22 protein-coding genes and 1 pseudogene are annotated in these 24,689 nt (G+C 50.0%); 13 read left to right on the forward strand and 10 right to left on the reverse strand.

Annotated elements, in window-relative coordinates; translation table 11 throughout:
- Nucleotides 1-59: 59 nt before the first annotated feature.
- Nucleotides 60-845, reverse strand: a complete 786-nt coding sequence (locus AC5L4R_RS02020) for a ferredoxin--NADP reductase (protein WP_494472133.1) — start codon at nucleotides 843-845, stop codon at nucleotides 60-62.
- Between the two features lie 274 nt (nucleotides 846-1,119).
- Between AC5L4R_RS02020 and tsaA the strand changes: the two genes are divergently transcribed.
- From tsaA to AC5L4R_RS02035, 3 genes are all read left to right on the forward strand, one after another.
- Nucleotides 1,120-1,866: a tRNA (N6-threonylcarbamoyladenosine(37)-N6)-methyltransferase TrmO gene (gene tsaA / locus AC5L4R_RS02025; protein ID WP_494472205.1), complete on the forward strand. Its 747-nt coding sequence runs from the start codon at nucleotides 1,120-1,122 to the stop codon at nucleotides 1,864-1,866.
- A gap of 185 nt (nucleotides 1,867-2,051) precedes the next feature.
- Entirely contained in the window at nucleotides 2,052-2,522 is a 471-nt protein-coding gene (locus AC5L4R_RS02030) for an MCR_0457 family protein (RefSeq protein WP_494472134.1), read from the forward strand.
- Nucleotides 2,523-2,667: 145 nt separating this feature from the next.
- Nucleotides 2,668-3,852, forward strand: coding sequence for a D-alanyl-D-alanine carboxypeptidase family protein (locus AC5L4R_RS02035; protein ID WP_494472135.1), 1,185 nt, complete (start codon nucleotides 2,668-2,670; stop codon nucleotides 3,850-3,852).
- Between the two features lie 74 nt (nucleotides 3,853-3,926).
- Here the strand turns inward: AC5L4R_RS02035 and AC5L4R_RS02040 are convergent, their stop codons facing one another.
- The 9 genes from AC5L4R_RS02040 to rlmN all read right to left on the reverse strand — a co-directional run bounded on the left by AC5L4R_RS02040 (nucleotide 3,927) and on the right by rlmN (nucleotide 15,129).
- Nucleotides 3,927-5,771 carry a sensor histidine kinase gene (locus tag AC5L4R_RS02040; protein ID WP_494472136.1) on the reverse strand — a complete coding sequence of 615 codons (1,845 nt, stop codon included), beginning with the start codon at nucleotides 5,769-5,771 and terminating at the stop codon, nucleotides 3,927-3,929.
- Between the two features lie 27 nt (nucleotides 5,772-5,798).
- Complete coding sequence (gene der, locus AC5L4R_RS02045; RefSeq protein ID WP_494472137.1) at nucleotides 5,799-7,208, reverse strand: ribosome biogenesis GTPase Der; 1,410 nt, start codon at nucleotides 7,206-7,208, stop codon at nucleotides 5,799-5,801.
- The gene (locus AC5L4R_RS02050; RefSeq protein ID WP_494472138.1) at nucleotides 7,205-8,506 is read right to left on the reverse strand and encodes an outer membrane protein assembly factor BamB; all 1,302 of its coding nucleotides are present in this window, start codon (nucleotides 8,504-8,506) and stop codon (nucleotides 7,205-7,207) included. The genes der and AC5L4R_RS02050 overlap by 4 nt, the downstream gene beginning before the upstream one ends.
- A 36-nt stretch (nucleotides 8,507-8,542) precedes the next feature.
- Nucleotides 8,543-9,400, reverse strand: a complete 858-nt coding sequence (locus tag AC5L4R_RS02055; protein ID WP_494472139.1) for a YfgM family protein — start codon at nucleotides 9,398-9,400, stop codon at nucleotides 8,543-8,545.
- 10 nt (nucleotides 9,401-9,410) lie between these two features.
- Nucleotides 9,411-10,730, reverse strand: a complete 1,320-nt coding sequence (hisS, locus tag AC5L4R_RS02060) for a histidine--tRNA ligase (RefSeq protein ID WP_494472140.1) — start codon at nucleotides 10,728-10,730, stop codon at nucleotides 9,411-9,413.
- A gap of 85 nt (nucleotides 10,731-10,815) precedes the next feature.
- Nucleotides 10,816-11,934 (reverse strand): flavodoxin-dependent (E)-4-hydroxy-3-methylbut-2-enyl-diphosphate synthase, encoded by a 1,119-nt coding sequence (ispG, locus tag AC5L4R_RS02065; protein ID WP_494472141.1) that lies wholly within the window; start codon nucleotides 11,932-11,934, stop codon nucleotides 10,816-10,818.
- Nucleotides 11,935-11,969: 35 nt separating this feature from the next.
- Nucleotides 11,970-12,833 carry a RodZ domain-containing protein gene (locus tag AC5L4R_RS02070; protein WP_494472142.1) on the reverse strand — a complete coding sequence of 288 codons (864 nt, stop codon included), beginning with the start codon at nucleotides 12,831-12,833 and terminating at the stop codon, nucleotides 11,970-11,972.
- Between the two features lie 51 nt (nucleotides 12,834-12,884).
- Nucleotides 12,885-13,769, reverse strand: a complete 885-nt coding sequence (pilW, locus tag AC5L4R_RS02075; RefSeq protein WP_494472143.1) for a type IV pilus biogenesis/stability protein PilW — start codon at nucleotides 13,767-13,769, stop codon at nucleotides 12,885-12,887.
- A gap of 175 nt (nucleotides 13,770-13,944) precedes the next feature.
- Nucleotides 13,945-15,129: a dual-specificity RNA methyltransferase RlmN gene (rlmN, locus tag AC5L4R_RS02080; RefSeq protein WP_494472144.1), complete on the reverse strand. Its 1,185-nt coding sequence runs from the start codon at nucleotides 15,127-15,129 to the stop codon at nucleotides 13,945-13,947.
- A gap of 278 nt (nucleotides 15,130-15,407) precedes the next feature.
- Here rlmN and AC5L4R_RS02085 point away from each other — a divergent pair, with 278 nt between their 5' ends.
- The 10 genes and pseudogenes from AC5L4R_RS02085 to AC5L4R_RS02130 all read left to right on the forward strand — a co-directional run bounded on the left by AC5L4R_RS02085 (nucleotide 15,408) and on the right by AC5L4R_RS02130 (nucleotide 24,538).
- Complete coding sequence (locus tag AC5L4R_RS02085) at nucleotides 15,408-15,815, forward strand: hypothetical protein (protein ID WP_494472145.1); 408 nt, start codon at nucleotides 15,408-15,410, stop codon at nucleotides 15,813-15,815.
- 338 nt (nucleotides 15,816-16,153) lie between these two features.
- A complete protein-coding gene (locus AC5L4R_RS02090; RefSeq protein WP_494472146.1) occupies nucleotides 16,154-16,729 on the forward strand; it encodes a hypothetical protein in 576 nt (191 codons plus the stop codon).
- A 228-nt stretch (nucleotides 16,730-16,957) separates the two neighbouring features.
- Nucleotides 16,958-17,114: pseudogene (locus tag AC5L4R_RS02095) on the forward strand (BRO-N domain-containing protein); the annotation flags it as partial.
- Nucleotides 17,115-17,164: 50 nt separating this feature from the next.
- Nucleotides 17,165-17,608, forward strand: coding sequence for an ORF6C domain-containing protein (locus AC5L4R_RS02100; RefSeq protein ID WP_494472206.1), 444 nt, complete (start codon nucleotides 17,165-17,167; stop codon nucleotides 17,606-17,608).
- Nucleotides 17,609-17,736: 128 nt separating this feature from the next.
- A complete protein-coding gene (locus AC5L4R_RS02105; RefSeq protein ID WP_494472147.1) occupies nucleotides 17,737-18,399 on the forward strand; it encodes an LPD3 domain-containing protein in 663 nt (220 codons plus the stop codon).
- Between the two features lie 117 nt (nucleotides 18,400-18,516).
- Nucleotides 18,517-21,171, forward strand: a complete 2,655-nt coding sequence (locus AC5L4R_RS02110) for a defense against restriction DarA-related protein (protein ID WP_494472148.1) — start codon at nucleotides 18,517-18,519, stop codon at nucleotides 21,169-21,171.
- A gap of 2 nt (nucleotides 21,172-21,173) precedes the next feature.
- Nucleotides 21,174-21,872 carry a hypothetical protein gene (locus tag AC5L4R_RS02115; RefSeq protein WP_494472149.1) on the forward strand — a complete coding sequence of 233 codons (699 nt, stop codon included), beginning with the start codon at nucleotides 21,174-21,176 and terminating at the stop codon, nucleotides 21,870-21,872.
- Nucleotides 21,872-22,735: a hypothetical protein gene (locus tag AC5L4R_RS02120; protein ID WP_494472150.1), complete on the forward strand. Its 864-nt coding sequence runs from the start codon at nucleotides 21,872-21,874 to the stop codon at nucleotides 22,733-22,735. Before AC5L4R_RS02115 ends, AC5L4R_RS02120 begins: the two co-directional genes overlap by 1 nt.
- Before the next feature lie 69 nt (nucleotides 22,736-22,804).
- The gene (locus AC5L4R_RS02125; protein WP_494472151.1) at nucleotides 22,805-23,425 is read left to right on the forward strand and encodes a hypothetical protein; all 621 of its coding nucleotides are present in this window, start codon (nucleotides 22,805-22,807) and stop codon (nucleotides 23,423-23,425) included.
- 75 nt (nucleotides 23,426-23,500) lie between these two features.
- Nucleotides 23,501-24,538 carry an LPD3 domain-containing protein gene (locus AC5L4R_RS02130; protein ID WP_494472152.1) on the forward strand — a complete coding sequence of 346 codons (1,038 nt, stop codon included), beginning with the start codon at nucleotides 23,501-23,503 and terminating at the stop codon, nucleotides 24,536-24,538.
- Nucleotides 24,539-24,689 lie beyond the last annotated feature (151 nt).

The following is a 24,689-nucleotide window of genomic DNA, read 5'->3' on the forward strand; positions in this document are numbered from 1 at the left end:
ATAGTATTAAACAAAGGTAAGCGTTGGGCTTACCTTTGTGTTGTTAAAACTGTCAAACATCACTGTTCAACAAACGCACGCTCAACGACATAATCGCCCGTGCCGCCCATACGCGGTGAGCATTTAAGCCCGTATTCATCCAGCAGCGCGGCAACGTCTTTGTTCATCGATGGGCTGCCGCAAATCATCGCGCGGTCGTCGGTTGGGTTCATCGGAGGCAAGCCGATATCTTCAAACAATTTGCCTGAGCGCATGAGGTTGGTCATTCGCCCCTCATTGCGAAACGGCTCACGCGTCACGGTGGGGTAGTAGATGAATTTGTCTTTGACATAGTCAGCCAAGTATTCATCGTTGAACAGCTCGCGCTCAAAACGCTCGCGGTAGCCCAATTCGCTGACATAGCGCACACCATGCACCAAAATCACCTTGTCAAAACGTTCATACACCTCAGGGTCACGGGTCAAGGACAAAAACGGCGCAAGCCCCGTACCCGTTGAGAGCATATACAGATGCTTACCAGGGTTTAGGTCATCAAGCACCAACGTGCCTGTGGGTTTTTTACTGACCAACAAAGTATCGCCAACCTTGATATGCTGCAACACAGAAGTCAAAGGGCCATCGGGCACTTTGATGGAGTAAAACTCCAGCTCCTCGTCATAATTGGTGCTGGCAATTGAGTACGCACGCATCAGCGGCTTGCCGTCAATCTCAAGCCCAATCATGGCAAATTCGCCATTACGAAACCGCAGCCCATCGTTGCGCGTGGTTTTGATGGTAAACAGCGTGTCATTCCAGTGGTGCACATGGGTGACGGTTTCTTGATAAAATTTGGATAAATTCGACATATGCCCTGCCTGTTGGTCGTGCGCGTTCGGTGAAGTAAGCCATCAATCCCAAACGCTACTCAATATCATTGGCAAAAGATGGCAACGGCGCGTAGGCTTGCAGCCGTGGTTGGTTTTGCCATTGCCTTGCTAGAATAAAACGCGTATCATAACAAATTTTGTCCTGCCTTGCGATTTTATCGGCGCAAAAAGTCATAAAAAAATGGCATATCGTTAGTAAAAAATGCGCTAAACCCATCGGCAGCCCATTCACAGCTACCTCTATCTTGGCATGATGACTAGTATTGAGTTACCGATTATCGGCTATGTGCGCTCGCCGCTGGTGCAAAAATTTGGCATTCCGCGCCAGCCAAATTTGGTTGATGTGCGCGCGCAGCTTGAGTTTGTGCCGCCGTTTGGCAATCCGCAAGCGTTTGTTGGCATTGAGCAATTTAGCCATCTGTGGGTGATTTGGCAGTTTCATCAAGCGCTGAATGCTGCGCCGTGTGATAAAGTGGGGCAAAATTTTCGTCCGCAGGTGCGTCCGCCGCGCTTGGGTGGCAATGCCAAAATCGGCGTGTTTGCCAGTCGTAGTATGTTTCGCCCGTCGGGGCTGGGTTTGTCGGTCGTGCAGCTGGCAGGCGTGCAGCTGGTGGGTGGACAAGTGCGGCTTGATATCATTGGCGCAGATATGGTTGATGGCACACCAGTGGTTGATATCAAACCGTATTTGGCCTACAGCGACAGCGTGGCGGCGATAAGTGGCTATGCCGACGCGCCGCCATCTCCTAAACCCGTGACTTGGCAAGCACAGGCGCAAGTGCAGTTTGGGCGATGGGTGCAAGCAGGCGTGCTAAGTGATAAAGACAGCACGATTATCAGCGGGCTAATTGGGCAAGACCCACGCCCTGCCTACCGCCAACATGACGACCAACATGCCGAGGAGGGGCGCGTGTACAGCGTGCGCTATGGCAAAGTCGATGTGGATTTTGTAGCTTGTGCGCAAGGGCTGACGGTGGTGGCGTTGCGTTTGTGTGAATAGCGGCAAGCCGTGAGCCAGGCGAGTGGCGAAAGAGCGTGCAAGCTGCCAAAGACCGTGCCGATTCTTACGCAATTTTTACCCTGCGACAACAATACGTGAAAATGCGATTTTACGCTGTTTTTTTGCCCACAATATTGGCACAATAGCGCCATTTAATCTGTTTGAAAATGCTTTTGGAACATACCATGTTTGATCGCCGTTTATTAAGCGCCGTAACCGTTGCTATCATGGCAACCACTGCCGCCCTACCTGCCCACGCTGCCAGCAAAAAAACCAAGACCGCTGCGCCTGCCGCACAAGCCGCCACGCCAGCGCAAGCGGCGAGCGTGTCCGACCAAAATCCCAACCATGTCACCATCGACCTGTCAGCCGTAGGGCCGACCAAAAACGAAGTTGCGATGTTGCAAGTCATCTCTGAGATGTGCCCGCCCATGCTCAACGCCAAACAACGCACCAATTTTGCCAAAGCGTACAACACGGAACTACAAAACCTGATGCCAACCATCAGCGAGCCCAAAGCAGCGGTGCAATACCTATCCACACAAGCCGACTATCAGCAGATTTTGAACGATACGCGCCAATGGCTGCTAAGCTACCCCAAAGCGGATAACCAGCAGATGTGCTTTGAATTGGCGGAGTCGGCGACAGGTGAATAGCCAGTCATTTATCCAGTAAAACGGCGTGTCTTAAAAAAATCTCAGTAAGCGTTTGTATTGCACGGCATTTTGCTTTATGCTTTAGCAGCGTTTTTGTTTGCTATTCGTCCTATTGTGTCAAATTTTGTGTCATTGAGTTCATTGTATGAATGTGTTGCCTGCAAGTTTTGCCCCCTCTATCCAACGTTTGAAATACGCCAATGCCATGCTTGCCCTCGTGCTACCGATGTCATTGGCACACGCTGCTATCACGCCGCCCACCTTAGACAATGCCGCGTATGTGTTGATGGACTACGATACGGGCACGATTTTGGCACAAAAAAATGCCGATCAGCCGCTGCCACCTGCTTCGCTGACCAAAATGATGACCAGTTATTTGATTGAGCAGCGCCTGCTACAAGGCAAGCTCAAAGAAGATGAGCCTGTGCTGATGACGCCCGACGCATGGTGTCGCGGTAGTAGCGAAGAGTCGTGCATGTATGTGGATGTCAATCAAACCGCGCCGGTCATTGACATGCTCAAGGGCATCATCATCGTCTCGGGCAACGATGCGGCCAAGGCGATGGCGCAGCACATTGCAGGCAGTGAAACCGCGTTTGCCGACTTGATGAACGCTGAGGCCAAAAAAATCGGTATGACGCACACCCATTTTGTCAATTCAACGGGCATGCCTGCTGAGGGGCACGAGGCATCAGCGCATGACTTGGCGCTATTGTCACAAGCCATCATCCACAACAGCCAAAAATACTATCCACTGTATAGCCAAAAAGAGTTTACATACAACAACATCAAACAAGGCAACCGCAACGTACTGCTATACAATGATCAAACCGTGGATGGGCTAAAAACAGGCCACACCAATGACGCAGGTTTTTGCTTGGCGGCATCCAGCAAGCGCGGCAATATGCGTTTGATTTCGGTGATTTTGGGCACTAAATCCGCGGAAGAGCGCGGCAAGCAGTCGCGTGAATTGCTCGATTGGGGGTTTGGGCACTTTACCACCAAAATCGCCGCGCCTGCCAACCAGCCCGTGGGCACTATCCCTGTCAAGTATGGCAAAGCCGATGCCGTCAATGTGGTCACCCAAAACAACTTACAGGTACTTTTACCCAAAATTGACGAAGACAAAGTCCAAACCGTGGTCAATCTTAATCCAAATGTTGCCGCGCCTGTCCAAGCAGGGCAGCCTGTTGGCAAAATGGTGGCCACACTCAATGGCAAGCCCGTTGCCACCGTCAATCTGGTCGCGCAATCGGCGGTGGAGCAATCGGGATTTTTCACCCGTATTTGGCAGCATATCGCTGGATTTTTCCAAGGGTTGTTTGGCTAAAATCAAACCTCTTGCCGACTTAAACACCAGACCGCGCTTAGACTGAGCGCGGTTTTTTTGGCTAAATCGATGTATTATGCCAGATGTGATACCAGCTGTTGGGTAAATTGCTTAAGCTCGGCATTGTTCATCTGTGCGCTAACAATCTGTAAATCATCAATGCCATTGATTCTAAGCGTTTCAATTTGCCGCGCGGTCAGCGCATAATAATAATACGCCGCAAAGATTCGCCGATTGGTCTGCTGACGGCGTAACTGGCTAAGCAGGGCATTGGCGCGATTAAAATCAATCGATGGACAGATGAGCAGCGCGTCCAATGGCTGCTGCAGCAGTTGGTCAAGCAAATCGCGTTCATACTCATAAATCAGCACATCCGCGCCCAAATCCGTCAAATAATTGGCGTACGGATTGTGCAAACCCATATCCGTCCAAAGCGCAAACCGAAAATCCTGCAGCATTTTGCGTTCATCACGGTCCTGCCAGTCTAGCAGCACCATGGACACAATAACAGTCGTGCCTTGCCCAAGCTCACTGCTCACCTCGATACTCGCGCCGATCAAATCTGCCAGTTTTTTGACCAAGAACAACGCGCTACTGTAGGGGTGGTGCAGCACAATCGGCGTAGGATCTGCCTCAAAAAATGGATCAAACAGCTGATCAATATGTTTTTGGGTGATGCCAACGCCTGTGTCTTGAATTTGCAATGTCCAACGAATACGGTGCTCAAAGTGCTGCAGTTGAGAGCTTACCAACACTTTGCCTTGCTCAGTAAACTTAATGGCATTATCAACAAACGATGACACGATGGTGGTAATCTTGCCTGCATCGCCTTCAAGGCGGTAATCGGCGTGGTAGGTTTTGAGGGTGAGCGTCAGACCTTTTTGCTCGGCAAACGGCTGATAGTTGGCGATGACTTCTTCAAGCAATTGATTGGGATTAAAATACGCCAAATCCACGCCCGTTTGCCCACGCTCAATGCGAATTAGTTGGATAATTTGGTCAAGCTTGCTATTGATCGTCTGCATGCTCATGCCAATCACATTGACCGCGTCTTGTTGTTCTTCTGTCAGATAATGGCTTTGCAACAGCTCAAGACCCGTATTGACATGCCCGATGGCGGTTTTAAATTCATGCGTTAGCAGATTTTGAAAACTTGAAAACTGCTGCATCTGCGCCAGCTGCTGCTGCTTGATGGCTTGTGTATCGGCCTTGGCTTGGTTAAGCTCAGCTTGCAGCCGCGCTTGATGGTTGAGACTGTGCAATAAAGTTTGTTCGATGAGCAGCGCTGAGGAATCATCTGGTAGGCTGGCATATCGCGTCAAATCAACAGGCTTATCCGCCAGCACTTGCTCGCTGATTTGCTCAAGCATCGGCAGACGCTTGGCCATGCGCTCAACCAAACGCAAGATGTACCACAGTAGCAAGCCGTTGCACACAAGCATCGCCACACACGGCAACCAAATATTGCGTAGCCATTGGTGACGAATGCGCTGCAAGTTTAGGGTCGTATTGACGTAGCCATACACGCGCTGCATGTGCGCCTGATTTTGGCTTGGCGCAAGCACCACAGGCTGGCGAAAGCTCATGTAGTCATCAAAAAAAATCGCCAACGGGCGCGTATGATTGCCCAGCGCGGGTGCTGACGTGTTGGCAGGTGTGGCAAAAAACGCCGCGTTCTCAATCTCAGGAAACAGCTGCAACAGGCTGTCAATCTGCTGTTGGTGCAAGGGCGCGCGGCTGCTAGCAACATCATGCGCCAATAGCTGATTGATGCGCTCAATGTGGCGCACCTCACAGCGCAGTGTCAGATACAAGTCACTGACCAAAAACGTCAGCATACACAGCACAAACACCAGCTGCGTTGGCAACACAATAAACCAACGCACTAAATCTTTGTGGGTAACGAAACGACGCGTCATAAGTTGCCGTATCAGACGTGCATCAAGTTAGCGTTTTTTATCACGCTGCTTAAATTTTTGGATTTGGCGGCGTTTGCGCGCTTGCTGCGCTTCGGTCAAAGTGCTTTTACTTTTACGCCCTGCATACGGGTTGGCGTTTTGTTTAAACTCAACGCGTATCGGCGTACCTTCAAGTTTAAACACTTGACGAAACTCATTTTCCAAATAGCGGCGATAGCTATTGGGCACTTGATCGGTTTGGTTGCCGTGAATCACCACAATGGGCGGATTGTGTCCACCTAGATGGGCAAAACGCAGCTTGATACGCCGCCCACCCACCATCGGCGGTGGATGCGCGCCAACCGCGTCTTGCAAAATCTGCGTCAAGCGGCTGGTTGAAATGTCCAATGTTGCCGATGCGTACGCACGCGCAATCGATGGGTACAGCGAGCCGACCCCCGTGCCGTGCAGCGCGGAGATAAAATGGGTTTTGATGTAGGGGATAAAATGAAAACGCCGATCCATCTCAGACTTAATCCAGTCTTTTTGCTCGGCCGATAAGCCGTCCCATTTGTTAATGGCAATCACCACCGCGCGCCCAGCCTCCAGCGCAAAGCCAAGCAAATGCAAATCTTGATCGGTGATGGACTCTTGGGCATCGATCACCAAAATCACCACCTGCGCATCTTTGATGGCTTGTAGGGTTTTGACCACCGAGAACTTTTCAACTTTTTCATCAATACGGCCACGCCGCCGCACGCCTGCGGTGTCAATCAACACATAATGCTTGCCTGCGCGTTCAAACGGAATATAAATGCTGTCGCGCGTCGTGCCGGGCATGTCATACACCACCACGCGCTCCTCACCCAACATGCGATTGACCAAGGTCGATTTGCCAACGTTTGGCCGCCCGATGACGGCAATGCGCATCCCATCGGGCATCGCGTCAGGTTCTGCTTGCTCGGGCAAGTCGGCGGTTAAGGTTTCAAGTAAATTGGTCACACCGCGGCCGTGGCTGGCAGCAAGCGGCTGCGGCTCACCAAAACCCAGCGCAAAAAATTCACCAATGGCTGCTTCATGCACGCCATCGATTTTGTTGGCCACCAATACCACAGGCTTGCCCAAGGTGTGTAGCTGCTTGGCAATGTTGCTATCAGCGCTGGTGATACCTGCACGGCTATCAACCACAAACACGATGCGGTCGGCCTCTTCAATCGCGGTTTGTGACTGCGCTGTCATGTAGTCATCAATCGCGCCTGTACCGTCATCTTGCTCACCGATACCGCCCGTATCGACAACGATAAACGACTTGCCTTCAAAATTGACCTCACCGTACTGGCGGTCACGGGTCAAGCCTGCCAAGTCTGCCACCAACGCTTGGCGGCTGCGTGTTAGTTGGTTAAATAGCGTCGATTTACCGACGTTTGGGCGCCCAATCAGCGCAATGACCGGTTTCATAGACGCACCTGCCACACACTAAAGCTACCATCGTTGTCTGTTGCCAGCAGGCGATTGCCATCACGTTGCAAATGGGTGACGGCATGCCGTGTTTGTTGGCGGTCAATCGGTTTGCCCGTGGCTTTGTCAAAGGCATGGATATAACCGTACACATCACCAACCAACACCGCGCGCGGCGTGGCAACGGCGTTGCTAAGCCCGCGATAGCTCAAGGTGTCACTTTGCCAGCGCAAGTCCCCCGTGACTTTATCAAGGCACAGTAGTTTGCCGTCAAGCGTGGTGGCGTATAAGCTATCGCCATCAAGCGCGACGGATTTTAAACTGGCGATGTCTTGGCTAAATAGCAGTTGTCCCGTCGCCAAATCCACCGCCAACAACTGCCCACTGTAGCTGACGACATATAATGTCGTGCCCTCAAACACAGGCGTGGCGTCGATATCGGCAAGGCGGTCAATGTCACTGGCACCGCGAACTTGGCTGATGCGTCGTGACCACAGCGGTGTGCCATTGGCAAGGGTAATGCCGTGTACGCGCCCATCCGCGGTTGCAACCAATGCGGTCGTCGCATCCAAGGCGATGGGGCTGGCAGCACCGCGCAGGCTCAAGTTTGGGTTTTGGGTGGCAAATTGCCATACCACTTGCCCCGTTTGGCGGTCAAGTCCCGTCACCACACCGCTATTGCTCAAAGCCACAACGCGCGCACCGCTCACCAGCACAGGCGACATGACGGGGCTGGCAAGCCGTGTTTGCCAACGCGTTTTGCCCGTGGTGCGCTCAAGCGCGATGACATTGCCCTCACGGTCACTGACCAGCACATTGCCATCGGTATTATCTAGGCCAACCCCGCCTGTGATGGTGTGGGGTAGGCTAATCTGCCACTGGGTTTGCCCCTGTGGGCTTATGGCCGTCACAATGCCGTTACTTGCTGCACTGACAAAGCCGCCGCTGTCGCTTACGACTTGTAAGCCTGCACCTGTTTGCGTCGCGCCGTATTTTTTGGACGGTTTGACCGCACTGGTTTTGCCACCGCCCAGACCTAAGCGGCGTTTGCCTGCAGGTGCGGCGTGATAAAAAGCAGGCGCAAGCACAGGCTGCGGATTGCCAATTTGCACCAATGGGGCTGGCGGATTGACGGGCGCGGTTTTTTTAAAGGTGCTACAGCCGCTCAAACCGCCTACACCAAGCAACGCCGATAGCAGTACACCCCCTGCAAGCTTAGCCAGCACGGGTGATGTGGCTTGCACGCGCGCATCTGCCAATCGGCAAGGTGGGTGAGAATTTACAAATCGTTGGGTCATACAACGCCCTCAAAAACATTAAATAAATAGCAACGCCTAAGGCTGCGCGACCGACGCAGTGACGGCATTGGCACTGCCAACATGGGCAGGCGCGACCTCAGTGGTTGCGGCAGGCTCGGGTTGGACAATCACACCGCCTGTTAAATCAGGCTGGCTGGGACTTAAGCCCAAGCTTTCCATTTTAACACGCAATAGCGCGCGGTCTTGCGGTACGGCGTTGTCTTTGTTGCGTGTTGCAAGCGCTTGCCATGCTTGTTGATACTGCTTGCTTGCCTGCGCCTTATCACCGCGTTGTAGCGCGATATCGCCAAGTAGCTCGTTTTTGCTGATATCAAACGCTGTCGGCATGGGTGTTTGCAGCGCTTGAGCCGCGGCATCGGTTTGGTTGTCCGCCAGCAGGGCTTCGGCATAGCGCAAGGTGGCAATGGCTTGTAGCCCGTCATCGTTTAGGTTAAGCTCACGCGCCTTTGCCAAGGTTGCTGCCGCGCCTTTAAAGTCATTGCTATCGGCTTGCAGCGCGGCTTTTTGAATCAACGCTTGCCAAGTATAAACCGAATTGCCGTGCTGACTGATAAAGCTGTCCAAATCTTGCGCCAGTGTTTGCTTGGCGGCTGCCAGTTGCTGACGGGTTGCCGCATCGTCTTGCGCATTTTGTAGATTATCGAGTTGGGTTTGGTCCAGTTCAATTTTGGCAAAGTCATTCATCGCGCGGCTATCGATACGTCCGCCATGCTGCTGCCAATAGTTCCAACCAAAATAACCTGCCAACGCCAGCAAGATGGCAAGCACGATATAGCCGCCGTATTGTTTAAGCGCTTGTAAGGCTTGTTTGTCGTCTTGCTCGGGCAGATTGTGGTTGGGTGTTTTGACCAACGGGGAAGCGTTTTTTGCCATACATTTGCCCTTATGCTGGTTGGTCGAAATCGGCATCAAAGTGCCAATGGTGCGCGTCAATTTGGCGTTGCTCACCTGTTGGCATGTGTTTGACGCCAACCTTGCCGCTGTCGATTTCATCTTGTGCCAAAATCATGGTAAACGCCGCACCCGATTTATCCGCTTTTTTCATCTGTGCTTTTAGACTGGTCGCGCTTGCCATTTTAACGCGTAAGTCAGGGCGCGCTTGGCGCAGGTTATGGGCGTAGGCCATGCCTTGGGCAAATAACTCAGGCTGAGCGACAACAAACACATCGCAATCGGCTGGCGTGGCTTGTGGATTGACTTCTGCTAACAGCAGCAACAACCGCTCAAGCCCCAGCGCAAAGCCGACCGCAGGCTCAGATTGCTCAGGCTTGCCTTTTAAAATTCCCACCAAGCCATCATAGCGTCCGCCGCCGCACACCGTCGCTTGGCTGCCCAATTTGTCGGTGACCCATTCAAACACGGTTTTGTTGTAATAATCCAATCCGCGTACCAGCTTGTCATTGATTTCAAATGGGATATTTAGCGCGGTCAGGTAGTGTTTGACTTGCTCAAAATGTGCCCGTGATGCCTCGCCCAAAAAATCGGCGAGGCGTGGGGCGTTTTGTAAAACCGCTTGTGTGCTGTCGATTTTGCTATCCAAGACACGCAGCGGATTGGTGGTGACACGACGCTGGCTGTCTTCATCAAGCTTATCAAAGTGCTGGTTTAAATACTCAACCAGCGCGGCTTTGTAGGCGTGGCGTTCATTGGCTTCACCCAAGGAGTTAAGCTGCAAGGTCAAATGCTCGCTAATGCCTAACTTTTGCCACATGGTGGCGGTCATGGCGATGAGTTCGGCATCGGCATCGGGCAATTCACTGCCAAAACTTTCGACCCCCAGTTGATGAAATTGGCGGTAGCGGCCTTTTTGTGGGCGTTCGTAGCGGAACATCGCGCCCATATACCAAAGTTTTGGCGTATCGCCTCGGGTGAGATTATGCTCAATGATGGCGCGTACCGCACCTGCCGTGCCCTCAGGGCGCAAGGCAAAGCTGGCAGATTCGCTGTTTTCATCGGCTTTATCACCAAGGTAGGTAACCGAAAACATCTCTTTTGCCACAATATCTGTGTCAGTGCCCACCCCACGGGCGAACAGTTGGGTTTCCTCAACCAGCGGTAGGCGGATTTGGCTGTAGCCGTAGCTGTCTAGCACGCGTGTCAAAACGGACTCGACGTGCCGCCATTCCGCCGATGAACGGGTGTCTTTGGTCGCTAGGGGCAAAATATCTTTAAAGCCACGAATCGCGGTGATTTTGTTGCTCATTGTTTACTCAAATTGTTAGAATTTGGCGATATAGCTTTCACCAAACATAAAGGGTCTTAGATAATTGGCTAATCAGTTGGACTAATCAGCTTTGCACGCGCAAAATTTCATTTGCGCGCTGTGCCTGCCGTTCGGCAACTTTTGCCCGTACCATTGCCTCAATTTCATCGGCTAATTGGGTGGTGTCAATCAAATGCGATTTTTCACCATTTTTGTACACCAAACTGTTAGGCGACGCGCCGACCACGCCGATGTCAGCCTCTTTGGCCTCGCCTGGCCCATTGACCTTGCAGCCAATCACCGACACATCCAGCGGTTCGCGGATATCCTCTAGGCGGCTTTCTAAATCCGTCATCACCGCGATGACGTTAAATTCCTGCCGTGAGCAGCTAGGACAGGCGATAAAATTCACCCCATTGCTGCGGATATTCAATGATTTTAGGATGTCAAAACCAATTTTGATTTCTTCTTCAGGCTCTGCCGCCAGTGAGATGCGCATGGTATCGCCAATGCCATCAAGCAGCAAGCCGCCTAACGCAATCGCAGATTTGACCGTGCCCGTGCGATACACGCCTGCTTCGGTCACGCCCAGATGCAGTGGGTTGTCAATTTGTGCCGATAGCAGGCGGTAAGCGTCAAGGGTCAAAAACACGTTGCTGGCTTTGACCGAAACTTTATATTGGTCAAAGTTATTGCGCTCTAAAATGTCGATATGGCGCAAGGCAGACTCAAGCAGCGCCTCACCTGTGGGCTCACCGTATTTTTTTTGCAAGTCTTTTTCTAGTGAACCTGCATTGACACCAATACGCATACTGATGCCATGATGCCGCGCTGCGGCGATGACCTCGCGCACCTTTTGCTCGCTGCCGATATTGCCGGGGTTGATGCGTAAGCAATCCGCGCCTGCCTCAGCGGCCGCCAGGGCGATTTTGTAGTCAAAATGAATATCCGCCACCAGTGGCACGCTGACTTGTTTTTTTATCTCGGCAAATGCTGCCACGCTGTCCATCGTTGGGGTTGAGACGCGCATAAAATCCGCACCTGCCGCCACACAGCGTTCAATCTGTGCCACGGTTGCCGCCACGTCACAGGTGTCGGTGTTGGTCATGCTTTGTACGCTAATTGGCGCGTCGCCACCCACGGCAACGTTACCAACATAGATTTTTTTGGTCGGGCGGCGTTGAATGGGATTGTGGTTTGACATAGTTGTCCTTGATTTTTTAAATAGGGTTTAAAAAACTACGGTGCAAGGCTAAAGTTGGCTTGCCCGTTTTGCGCATATTGGCTTAATTTGATGGGTTGTTTGTTTAAATCAAGTCCTACGCTATCAACATTGTCAATTTGTACGTTAAAGGGCGGCTGTCCGCTCAGCGAATAAGTGCCTGCGGTTTGCTGTCCTTGCATGATGGCGTTACCTGCCGCGTCGGTGATAGTGACGGTGGTTGGTTTTTTGATAAGCACATCCAGTGTGGCCGCACCGACGGCCGCTGCGGTAGCACCGCCAATCGCGCTGCCTGCGTTGTTAAGCCCCGTTGTGTCGCCAATCGCTGAGCCGCTGTTGTTGAGTGCGCTGCCTGTGGTGTCAATCGCCGCGCCGCTGGCTTGTTCTTGCGGGGTTAGTGTGGTATCAACAGGCTGCGGCTCGGTGTCTTTGTGCGCGTGGGTGACGGTACGAAATATAAAAAACGCCAACGCCAATGCCACCAACACACCGACCAAAATCAACGGGTTAAATTTTAAGCTGGGGCGGGCATCGCGCTGCAATGTACCCATTGGCTGAACGGGCGCGCGCACGATACTGGCACTTTCTTTGAGCTGGGTGGGATACTCACGGTCAAAGCTTTCTGTAATCGCGGCTTTATCCAAGCCCAAAAACCGCCCATAGCTTTGGGCAAAGCCGCGCGCAAACGTTGGTTGGGGTAGGGCGGCAAAGTCACCGGCCTCTAGTGCCACCAAATGGCGTTTTAAAATGTGCGTTTGTTGAGAGGCCTCCTCAAGACTGATGCCCTTGGCTTCACGCGCTTGGCGCAGCCGCTGCCCCAGTGCCATGCCATTGGAGTTAGAATTTGGGGAAAGGGTGCGGGCGGTGTCTTGCGTGTCCATCGAATATCCGTATTACTGATTGGTTGAGGGTTAAAAATAAATGGCTAAAAATTATCGCCAAGCAGCGGTTGGGTTGGTAAGCCAGCCTTTGACCTGACGCGCTTCATCGCTAAGCGGATAGCGGTCAAATAGCTGACGGGTGTACTGCTGCGCTTGCGTGTTGTTGCCTGCCAAATGCGCCAACTGAACACCTTGACGCAAGGTGCGTGGATCAAGGTTATCTGCCATCAAGCGCAACAAGTCGTTGTGCAGCTCACGCGCCTCGGCAGGGCGATTTTGCTGCAAAAAAATATCCACCAATTCGGTGCGCGCAATCACGCTGGTGCGGTCAGCGTCTAAGGCTTTGAGTAGTGCTGTCGTGGCAAGCGGCACGTTATTGACTTTAAGTGCTGTGCGCCCTAAATTCTCAAGCGCCCCTGCGCGCCCCTCATAGCCCAATGCCGCGCCTGCAATTTCAAATTGTTTGATGGCCTCGGCGTTGCGTCCGATTTGCGCCAAATACACGCCGTAGTTGTTGTGCGCTTGCATGTAGTCGGGATCAAGCGTCAAGGCTTTTAAAAAATAGCTTTCAGCTTTTTTGAGGTTGATTGGGCTGCCTTCTTGTTGTAGCAACACGCCCATCATGTCGTTGGCGGCTGCCGAACGTGGGTCGGCTTTGAGCGCGTCCTCAAGCTGGCGTTTGGCGCTGTCAAGCTGATGGCTGCGGATAAATTCTGCCGCAATCGCTGTGCGCACTTTGGCGATTTCTTTGGGGTCTTGGCGGCGTTGGGTTGGGTCACTGCTGGTGACGGTTTGTGCGGTTGGGGTTGTGGCTGGTGTGCTACTGGCACAGCCTGTCGCCATCAGCGTCAGTCCTGTCAGCACAGCGGCCAGTAGCCCTTGTGCTATCATTTGTGAACTGTCGTATCCGCGTGCTTTGTGTGTATAAAAATTCATGCCGCGATACACCCTCGCCAAATCTACCCAATTATCAAAACGTTTGTGCTATAGCCCGCTACTATAGCAAAACGTCATGCCAACAACAACCGCTTTACGGGGCTTGTTTGCCGCCATTGGGCGACTTTTTAGCCGATTGCTGGTTATTTGGGTTTAGGTGCGCTTGCTAACGCGCCTAAGCGGTCACGCTGCTTGCCACACGCTCTTGCCAGCGCTGGGCGCGACGGGTTTTGTCAGCCACTTGCCCGACCAACTGCCCACATGCCGCGTCGATATCATCACCTCGGGTTTGGCGCACCGTACAGACAAAGCCTGCTTGGTTTAAAATCTGGCTAAAGGCATGAATGCGGTTGTTACTTGAGCGCGCGTAGGGCGCGTGGGCAAATGGATTAAACGGTATCAAATTGATTTTACACGGTAAATCTTGCAGCAGCGCAACCAACTCATGCGCGTGTGTATCAGAGTCATTGACATCTTTGAGCATGACGTATTCAATGGTGACGTGTTTTTTGTGGCGTGGATTTTCATCATACACATAGGCTTTTGCCGCTGCCATCAAATCCGCCAATGGGTATTTTTTGTTGATGGGCACCAGCTCGTTGCGCAGCTCATCGTTTGGCGCGTGCAAGCTAATCGCCAACGCCACGTCGATATCTTTTGCCAAATCATACATTTTTGGCACAATGCCTGAGGTTGATAGCGTCACGCGGCGTTTGGATAGCCCAAAACCAAAGTCGCTGAGCATCAGCTGCATACTGGTGACCACAGGTTCATAATTGAGCAGTGGCTCACCCATACCCATCATGACCACATTGGTGACCATGTTTTGGCGTTCGTTCACGGGCACGTCGTGCATATAGGACTGGTTAGCCACCCACAACTGCCCGATGATTTCACTGGCAGATAAGTCACGCTCAAATCCCTGTTTACCCGTACTACAAAACGCACAATCCAGCGCACAGCCAACTTGCGATGAAATACACAAGGTTTTGCGCCCAAATTGCTTGTTGTCATCGGCTGGGATGAGTACCGTTTCGACCAATGAGCCGCCTGCCACTTCAAACACCCATTTGCGTGTGCCATCTTCGCTAAATTTTTTAAACTTCACCGCTGGCGGTGTAATTGTCGCCACTTGTGCCAATTTATCCTGCAATTTTTTGGACAAATTGGTCATCTGATAAAAATCATCCACGCCAAATTGATACATCCATTTCATCACCTGATTGGCGCGAAACGGCTTTTCACCCAAGCCGACAAAAAACGCTGCCAACGCCGATTGGCTCATGCCAAGCAGGTTGGTTTTGTCATCTGACGCAGGCAAGATAGATTCGGTTTGTAATACAGGAATTTTAGCAGTCATGGGGCAATGATGGTGTCAGCAAAGAAAAATTAAACCGATAATTATACGTGATTTTGTTAAATAAGTCATGAATTTACGGCAAAATCTGTGCGGATAATCGCGACCAAATTTGATGGCTAAATTTTTGGTGGTTAAATGGGGTCAGCGTAAGATTTAAGCCTAAGCTTTAAGCCATTGGCGCGGCGAGCTACAACCCAACAGGTGGGGAAACCAAGTTACAACAAGAAATCAGCCGTACGGGTATCACGTCGGGCGATGTTGATACCGACAGCCATACCTTGCGTTTTGCAGCCATGCTTTATGCACAGGCAGAAACCGAGGTGTGGGAAATGGGCTTGTTTGATGAACAAAACCGCTTGTTTGCGATTGCCAGCAAGCAGGGTGGCTATGCCAAGGCCTTGTCATCGTCCGATGTGACAATTACCGCTAAAAGCCGTGGTAAATTGGTGGATAAAATTCGCCCCAACAAAGCCTTGGTGGTGGCGAGAATCCCTGAAATCTTAATGCAAGGCGAGGTGGTTTTAATTGAGGATTTAACCAAAATTCGCAATGATGATTTTGTCAAATTCTATACGCTACAGCGACGACTACGTTTTGACTTACCTGCTCAAAGCCGACCGTTGGTATTGCTGGCAACCCTAAAAGTCGCTGAACTTGGCAGCACGACAAACAGGCGTACTACCTAACCGCCGCCAAAGAAAAAACCCGCTTTGGTGTTGAACCGTACTCCGAGAGCACCTCCCATGGCGATGGGCATCATCATGGGCAGCAAAGAGCCGATACAACAAGTGGGTTTCGCAGTCATATTACTGCACAGCACGACCAAGTTGTCAAGACAGCAAAAAAAACCAACGGGCTTGACAGTTTCCACACTTCACAAATCGCTTCACGCAAACACTTGCGCTACTCGAAGGCTAATAGTCAATCACGTTGGCTTGATGATATTCAACCACAGTTTGACCGCGTTGGCAATGGCGCATGGGTACAAAAAATTGTGTTGCTTGATACCTTGGAGGTACGCTAGATGAGCCTACGCACAGAAACCCACCGCGTTGCCGATGGCAGACGGCTTGCCAGTCGCGCCATTGTGCTACAAAGTTTGCAATCTATCCCAGCGTTTGCCTTTCGCAAGGTGATTTTGCCCGTACCTGACAGCCCATTTGCCAACCGTGGTGATGAAACATGGGGCGGTCTTGGTGTGGCATCGGGGGTAATGATGGATGAACATGCTTTTGACTATGAGCCATTGGGTCATGCCATGCTGACGTGTGAGCAGTTTATTGGTGGGGCGGTGTATGACAACAACCTAATCATCCAGCCCGAGGACATCACGATGGCAGGGCAGGTTGAGCCGTACGACATCAACCAGCACGGGCGCGAACGGTTGGTGAATATGCCCGATTGGATACCCAAGGTTGGTGATTTGTTTTGTTTGCTGCTGGCAGAGGACAATTTTATTTATATGGAGTGCGTGGGGCGCACAGGTAGCAGTATGATGGCGGATTTTGGGGTCAAGTATGTGTTCAACCAAAAGTTTGACTTAAACTTTTTGCCTGCGTTTGATGAAAGCAAAATTGATGATGTAAGTCCGCTGGATTAGTGGTTGGTTGAGGAAACCCACTTTAACTATAGGTATATCCCTACAGTTGTACAAAACGATTGCATACAAAAGCCCACCTTAATCGGTGGGCTTTTGTTGGCGATTTGGTGGGCTTGGTGGTTTAATTGGGTGTCAATGGGTGCGCCCTACATTCGGGGCTTTCTCAAATTGCATGGCTAAGTCCTCAAAAACTCTTTGCCAACTTCCTACAGCTTACAAAGGGCGTGAAAACTAATTGATAATTCCCAAGCGCCCAATTTGGGTACACGGATTTTCAGCTTGCGCGGTTGTCACCTTGTCGCTATGTTTAGTAGAACCAAAATCGCCAAACAATTCCGTATTTGGGTGTTGGATATATTAGACAAAGAATTTGGGCAGCCAACCATCAAGCGCATCACCATCACCGTTGAGCAACAAAAACAAATCCGATTTGCGATTGCCAAACGCTGCAAAACCAACAGCGTTCACTATCAGACCTTCTACACCGCGTTGTATGCCGAGTTTGATATTCCACGCTACACCGAACTGTTAGCCGCAGACTTTGATGCAGCAATCGCTTTTATCAATAGCTATGGCGTATCACCAAGCGACACCGAACGATATGCCAATTCGCCAGCCAACAATGACGCGGAGTACAACTTCATGTGGCGGCATATTGGCTTGTATCAAGCCGAAACCATGTATCAATCACTACAAAACGTCAAACACGCATTGCGTGAGGCAGAGCAGCAACTACATATCGCCATTGCAACCAATGCGCTGATGTACGACGCGCTCAACGAACAACGCCAACCGCGCATTGCTGATGAGCGCATGGAAATTTTGATACAAGAGGGCTTGGCATTCATCAATCGCCAAATGACAAATAAACTAGCTTAACGCTTGCTTGCAACAAAAACAAAACCCTAGCCAATCGCTGGGGTTTTTGTTTTTAAAGGGTTGGAACACCTGCCAAAGTCCGCCAGCCAACTTTGCTACCGTAAGCCTATTTTACCATGGGTGTTACGATGCAAACCGTACAAGACATGTTGGCAAAATTGCCGCATTTGAACAATCGCGATTATTTTTTGGCATTGGATGAATTAAAACGGCTATTGCTGGCGCAAGGACAAGTGGTTGAGCCGATACAACGTCAAGCGTCAGTGCTACAAGGCGCACCCGTGGCGGTGCTTGATGAGAACAAGTTAAACATGCCTAGTTCGGGCGGTTTTGCTGCCATTGAGCAATGGGCAACCCATTTGTTTTTACGGCAGGGCGGCAAAGCTATTAACCCTATCTTAGGTGAGATTACCCTCAATCACCGTTCTGTTAAAGATAGTCTAGCCCATGGCAAATTTAACCCTTACAAAAATATTGCCTTTGCTGGGGTAAAAGATGTGTTAGAAAAAGGGGTGTTGGTGGGTTTTGATAATGTACAACCTGCACAAGATAGCTTTTTTGTTGCTGCGCCGATACTGATTAACGGTAAAGAAAATGTTGTCACGGTGACGGTGCATCGAGATGTCAATACACAAAGCATGTATTTGCATGGCGTGATGGTGAAAGAAAATCTGCTAAAGCCCCGAGTATCCGAGACCCAAGAGGCTAGCTCTCGCAAGCACATCGGCTCGCTGACTTCAGCAGATATTCATAATATACTTCATGCCGCTTTAACATTCAAGCAGGATTGATGGGCAAAGTCCTAAACAGTGAGGGTTTTTGTTTTTAAAAGACTGGAACACCCCCACAACCTGCCTTGATGTTCTGTTTAATAATAAGCCATCTATATTGTATCGCAAGGATTTATCATGCAGCACTATCAAACACAACAACGCGCCAACACTTACACCACCTTGCCCGACGGCACGCGTCGCTACAACCGCTATGAAATCGGGGTGATTGATGGGCGTTATCGCGCCATGCCTGTGCTTATTGCTGATAAAGCAGGCTTTGATGGCTTAGGCTTTGATGCCAGCGTGGGCAGCGGTGATGACCACTACACGGTATTAAACTTGTTTGATGGCAGCCATAAGTACATTGACAGCGTGGCGGTGGTGGGAGCGGACGATGACGACCATGCCGCACACCTTGCTTTAAGCCAATTTGACTATTTAGGCGCAGACTATGCCACCGTGGTTGTCAATGACAGTGCGCAGTTTGATGATATGAGCCTAGATGCACTGGGGCAGCGCGGCTGGAGTTCACAAGCCATTGCGCAGTTGATGAACCACCCAAGCCAAAATACGGGCTACTATCTGCCCATCATCAACAGCAAGATGTTACGCACTGAGCAAAACCGCGTGACCGCTGATAACGTCATGTGGGACGGTGCAAACCTTGTCTCACACGGCAGCGACTATAGCCGCTTATTACTCGACCTACAAAAACACGACGCGTTTGGCGGCTTGACTGCCAAGTTTGATATGCGCGATTTGCTAGCGGATTTGGGTGCGACCGAATTGGGTTTTGATGCCTTAATGGAAACCTACAGCCGCCTAGACGCGATGGGCAACCGTCTGTTCACCGCCTTGGGCCGTCATGCGGTTGGTGATTTGACGGTAACGAATGTTACCACCACCAAGCCGTTTAAGCGACAAGGTGTGGCAAACGTTGCCATGCAGTTTGATTTGTCCGATGGTCAGACGTTTAGCATTATCTTTCATAACCCCGATGCCGACCCGAAAAAACTGGCGGCAGGTGACACGATGGTTAGCTGGAAGTGGCTACTCAACAAAAAGGACGTGACCGCAGCGGTATCGCCCAAACAAAGTGACAAAGTCAGATATGATGTGATAGCCAGCCGCATTATGAAGGTTGCCGCCAAAAACAGCAAACGTTTTGTTGCAGCGCAAATGAAAAAGGCGCAAAACCAAGAGAAAATCGCCGAGGCACAAAAGGCGGTGGATGACAAGCAAGTGTACCTTGAACAGCTGGACAAAGATATTGCCGAGTTAAAGCAGCAAATTGATGATTTTAGATTGAGTGATGAGGCAGTGGCGGTGAGTACTAATAAAGCCAAAGCTAGCAGTCGTCAAAAGATCACTGTCCAGCCTCTTTCTGTTATAGAAGTCAGTGCCACCGATGATTTAATTGACAAGGCTATGGAGGTTGCCGCTAAGGATATTGACAAAATTGTTCAAGATATTCGCACAGCCAATAAAAAAATTCAAAACGCCGAATCGATGGCAGAAAAAACAGATATTATGGAACAAAAAAATAGACTCGACCAAAAACTTAAAAATGCAAGATTAAAGCTTTTTGATATCGAGGATGCGATAACCGCGTTTTACAGAAACGGCACGTCACTTGATGATGTAGATTTGCTTGAATTATTCCCGAAAGTTGCGGCATTGATTGGCGTTGGACAGTCTATAAATGAGGCAGCCGCGGTGGGTGGCGCACCAGCTGATTCGGTGTCGGATGCTAAAGCTATCAATCAAGCGGATGACTTTCAACAACCGCCGATAGAAATAACAGGCAAGGAACTGGGTGAATTTGATACAGATACCGAAGCTGGCATGCAAGCCTTGCGCAAGGTGGTGTTTCAAAAAATCCAAAACTTAGCCAAGGCAAACAGCTCTGTGTATTGTCGCAACTTAAAGCAGAGGGTTTATTTTTCTGTGACGGGCGCGAAAAAATACCAGCGTTTTAGCGGTGATGCACGCAAGCTTCAAGCAGCGGCTAAAATTTCCGCGATTATTGCCGATGGCAAGCGTTTTAAATCATCTGAAAACAGCTATTTGACGCAGTTAGGCACAAACCAAGAGCAAAGTATGATTTACCATTATTTGGCAACGCCTTTGCTAATTGATGGTAAGCCATGTTTTGCGCGTGTTGTGATTCGTGAAGACCATAACAATACGTTTTACTGGGATTTGCGAATCAAAAATGACTTCAAAAACTTATTTGACAGCATGAAAAAAGCCATTGACTTACCGCATACTATGGTCGGGGACAATGGCTTCGATAAAGATGATAACCAAAACAGCAGCTTAAATCAACCCTTATTTGACAAAGCAAATACAAACGACAGCCAGCAGGTAGGCGAATGGGTGCTAAACCTATTCATCTTTGACGAAAACGGCAATGAAATTGGTGATGAACCAAGCGATTCTACAGCCGCTGCCAGCACAGCGGCAACTGGTGGTGCTACCAGTGCCCAAGCTAACACAGCGACCGATGGCGATGCTATCGAGGATCTAACGGCCGATAAAATCGGCGGCAATCAGGCAAAAGGGCATGAAGTAACCCATTTGGAAAATCAAGCCGCCCAGCCCCACCCAGCCTACACCGATGACGATATTGACTATCTAAACCGTATTATCGCTGGTGATATTGATCCACTAGACGCTGATATGGACAAAATCATTGAAATTGGTGAGAAAAACGAAACTGACCCATTGTTTGAGCAAGCCTTACAAATCATCAGTGATGCCGAAGACAAAGCGACAGCAGGGGTGTAATTATGCTAACAGGACTACAAAAAGCAAAGGCATTAAAACAGCTCAAACAGTTACGGCTAGACAAGGTGGGTCAAACAGGACTTGCTTTAGCTAAAAGTCTAAAACGCATGAAACAACTGCGTCTTACTTTAGGCATGAACGACGCGCCTACCTACTCAACCGACAATCCATTTGCGCAATATGCCAACGATGACCCCGAGGTTAAACAAAATGCCGATGATTGGGAAAATCGTAAGCCACTGACCCAAGAACGCCTAGCCGCTATGAATGCCATGGCGCAAAGTATGGGCTATGCTACCTACATTGAAGCCCGACACGCAAGCTTAGGCACGTTTCAAGCGGAAAAAGGAAATGGCAATCGCCGCGCCGAAATTGGCGGCAAATTCATCAATAACGATGGCAATTCAGCTAAAGATGCCTCCACAGATTTTGAGCTGGCACTGTATGAAAACGGAGAAATTGAGGACTATTTGTACACCAATGACCTAAATCAGGCGTTGGAACGCGGTAATGATTGGCTGGCTGATGGTGGGGCAGAGCGGATAACCGAGCTTAGCCAAATCCTAGCGGATTTACAGGCAGGCGCGCCGCCCATGGGCTTAGATTTTGCCCGTATTGCAGCCTTAGCTGATGATGACACCGACACCGCCAGCCAAATCCGCGCTTATCTTGACGAAAATTGGCTAAGCGAGATAGCGTGATGGCGAATGTAACTATAATCAAAAAAGCACCGCGCACCACGCAAAGCGGTTCACTGGGTGCAACCCATCTACAAGCCAACGGGTTGAATCCCCATCTGCTGGCAAGCATTAGCCTTGCGCCCAGTAAAAACGACGCGACAGGCGAGCTTACAGCAGCAGCAGACGCAACCACAGTCATCGCTGTCTTGGAGGATGGCGAGTTTGCGCTTGAGAACCAGTATTCCACGCCCTTTGAATCATCCAATCCCGAGGGGCGTATGCCAAACTTAATGGGCATGTTGCAATCGGGCTTGACGGTGCAAACCTTGACCGATGTTTTGGGAGCAGCACCCGTTAAACCACCTGAGACACAAGCAGGCGGCAGTGGCGAGCAGGCAAGCGGATTTTGGGACACTACTGCCCAAAACAACACCTTACTTGGCACACTGGAGGGGCTAAAGGGGCGTTCAACATTCACCAAAATCAATAGCTACCAAATCTACACATCGTCCAATAGCGTGCGCATCACAGGTACACTGGTATTTGCCGCATGGGAGAACGCCAAAACCGAGGTTGAGGCAGCCGTTAAAAAATTACAAGAATGGACAGCTCCCGAACTGCTGGCGGACAAGTCGGCATTGGTTAGCGGCTTAACCAGTGACGCGACAGGCTTGCAAGGCTTTTTCCCGTCACTTGTGCCGCCTGCGGTGACGCTTAAATATGGCGGCAAGACGTACAGCCCATTGGTGATTGAAAGCCTATCTGCGCCCATTACCGCGCCAATGACGAGCGACGGCTCACGCATTAGCATCAAGTGCCAAATCACGCTTGTTTCACGCACCGCATGGGATAAAGCCGACATACAAGCGTTGTATGGCGGTTAATGGCACAGCCCTACCGCACTTGGCGCATTTTGGCGTAAACTGCTAACAAATTTTTTTTGAGGATATGTTATGAAGCTGACCGATATTACCGAAAAAACCCCGTTGATTAAAGATTTTGGCGCGCGGCTTGCCAAATCAACCAAGCAAAAAGTTGTTGCGACCGTATTTAACAAGGTTAAGCGCGTGGCAGGCGTATCTGCCATGCCTGTGGATTTTAACCTTGAAAACGGGCAGGTTGTAACCGCGTATGTGCGCGTATATGCCAACACAGATATCGCCTTGACCAAACAAGCCAAAATCAGCAACACCGCGCCGCTTAATGCTCAAGAAAACAAAAGCAACTTAAAAGACAGCAAGCGCGATTTTGATATTTACCGTATTGATATAAACGGCAAGCAGCTACCAATCACGGGCGATTTTGACAACACCTACAAGCCGTCGTTTAACAAATCCGTTGATGAGGTTGCCGCGGCGGTCAGTCAAGGACAAGCCGCGTTTGACAAAAAGCAAGCCACCATCAAGGTCAAACAGGTCAATACCACGCGCAACGCCAGTTTAAGCATTGCCAAGAAAATCGAGGTGCTACAGACGCAAGCGGTCGAACTTGACCAGCAGATTGTACAAAAAGAGCAGGAGAAACAGACGTTACAAACCCAGCTTGAGACGTTAAAATCACAACGCATTGCTTGACGGAACAGCCCCACAGCCCCATCTTGTCGTTATGCTAAGTTAAGCCCATTAACCAACCGTTGATGGGCTTTTTTTATGCAGACTGTACAAGATATTTTGGCAAAATTGCCAGCACTGAATAACCGCGATTATTTTTTGGCATTGGATGAATTGCAGCGGCTGTTGCTGGCACAGCAAACTGATGTGCTGACTGATGATGATATTGAGCAGTTAAGCAAAATTGATATTGATGACACGCAGGATATGGGGCAAGGCGCGCGAAAACGCACTGCTAAAGATTGGATAAGAGACAATTTATTGGGGAAAACCGTTAAAACCATTGATGGCAAAGTTGTGCATTTTAATAGCAAGGATACTATAGGTCATATCACCTACAATGTGAAAAGAAATGATATTTTGGTTAAATGCTTGCCTTATATCCCACAGATTTTCGCCAAAGGCGAATTTATGGGCCGTGAATTATCAGACCATGATAGAGCCGATAAGTCAATAATCGCATTTCATCCATATAGAAAATGGGTTGAATTAAAAAATGGATATAAGGTATTTGCAGAAGTACAGGCTTGTGAGCGTGAAAATGAAAGTGATTTGTTTTATGCTGGCTATAATCTCAAGGCATTAAAAAAGGTTGCTTCACCCTCACACTTTGATAGTGTTATGGATAACACAAAATGGTTATCGCTCGGATTCATGGCAACCTTTAATGGAAATAATAGCCCACAATTCGACAAATTGCAAGACGATATCACCACAAACGATGTTTTGCCATTACTTATTTTGATGGTAAAAGATGAAGCAGGCAAGGTTGTGTATGACCTTGAAAAAGGCATTGATGATTTAGCTGAGGGATGGGAACTTCAAGCAACCCAAAATCCTATTTTTAACCGTCAAGGCGTTAAGCCTACCAACCGTAACGGCAATGTCGATGTGAGAGCGCGCCAAAAAGCTAATGACGAAGCAATAGCGTTGCTTAACAAAATCCAAAATGAAGACTTGACTCGCGATGACCTAACAACAGAGCAGCTTGAAACGCTTGCCAAATACACGGGCAATGGCGGCGGCATCGTCAATCATGAGGGCAAAACAGGCAGCAGGCAGGCGAATGGGTACTAAACCTATTCATCTTTGACGAAAACGGCAATGAAATTGGTAATGAACCAACCGATTCTACAGCCGTTGCCAGCACAGCGGCAACTGGTAGCAAATATTGATATTTTGTTTGAAAGAGCGATTATTAAGGTCACCCATGACGATAAAAAAATCG

The organism is Faucicola sp. SE7633, assembly GCF_059264685.1.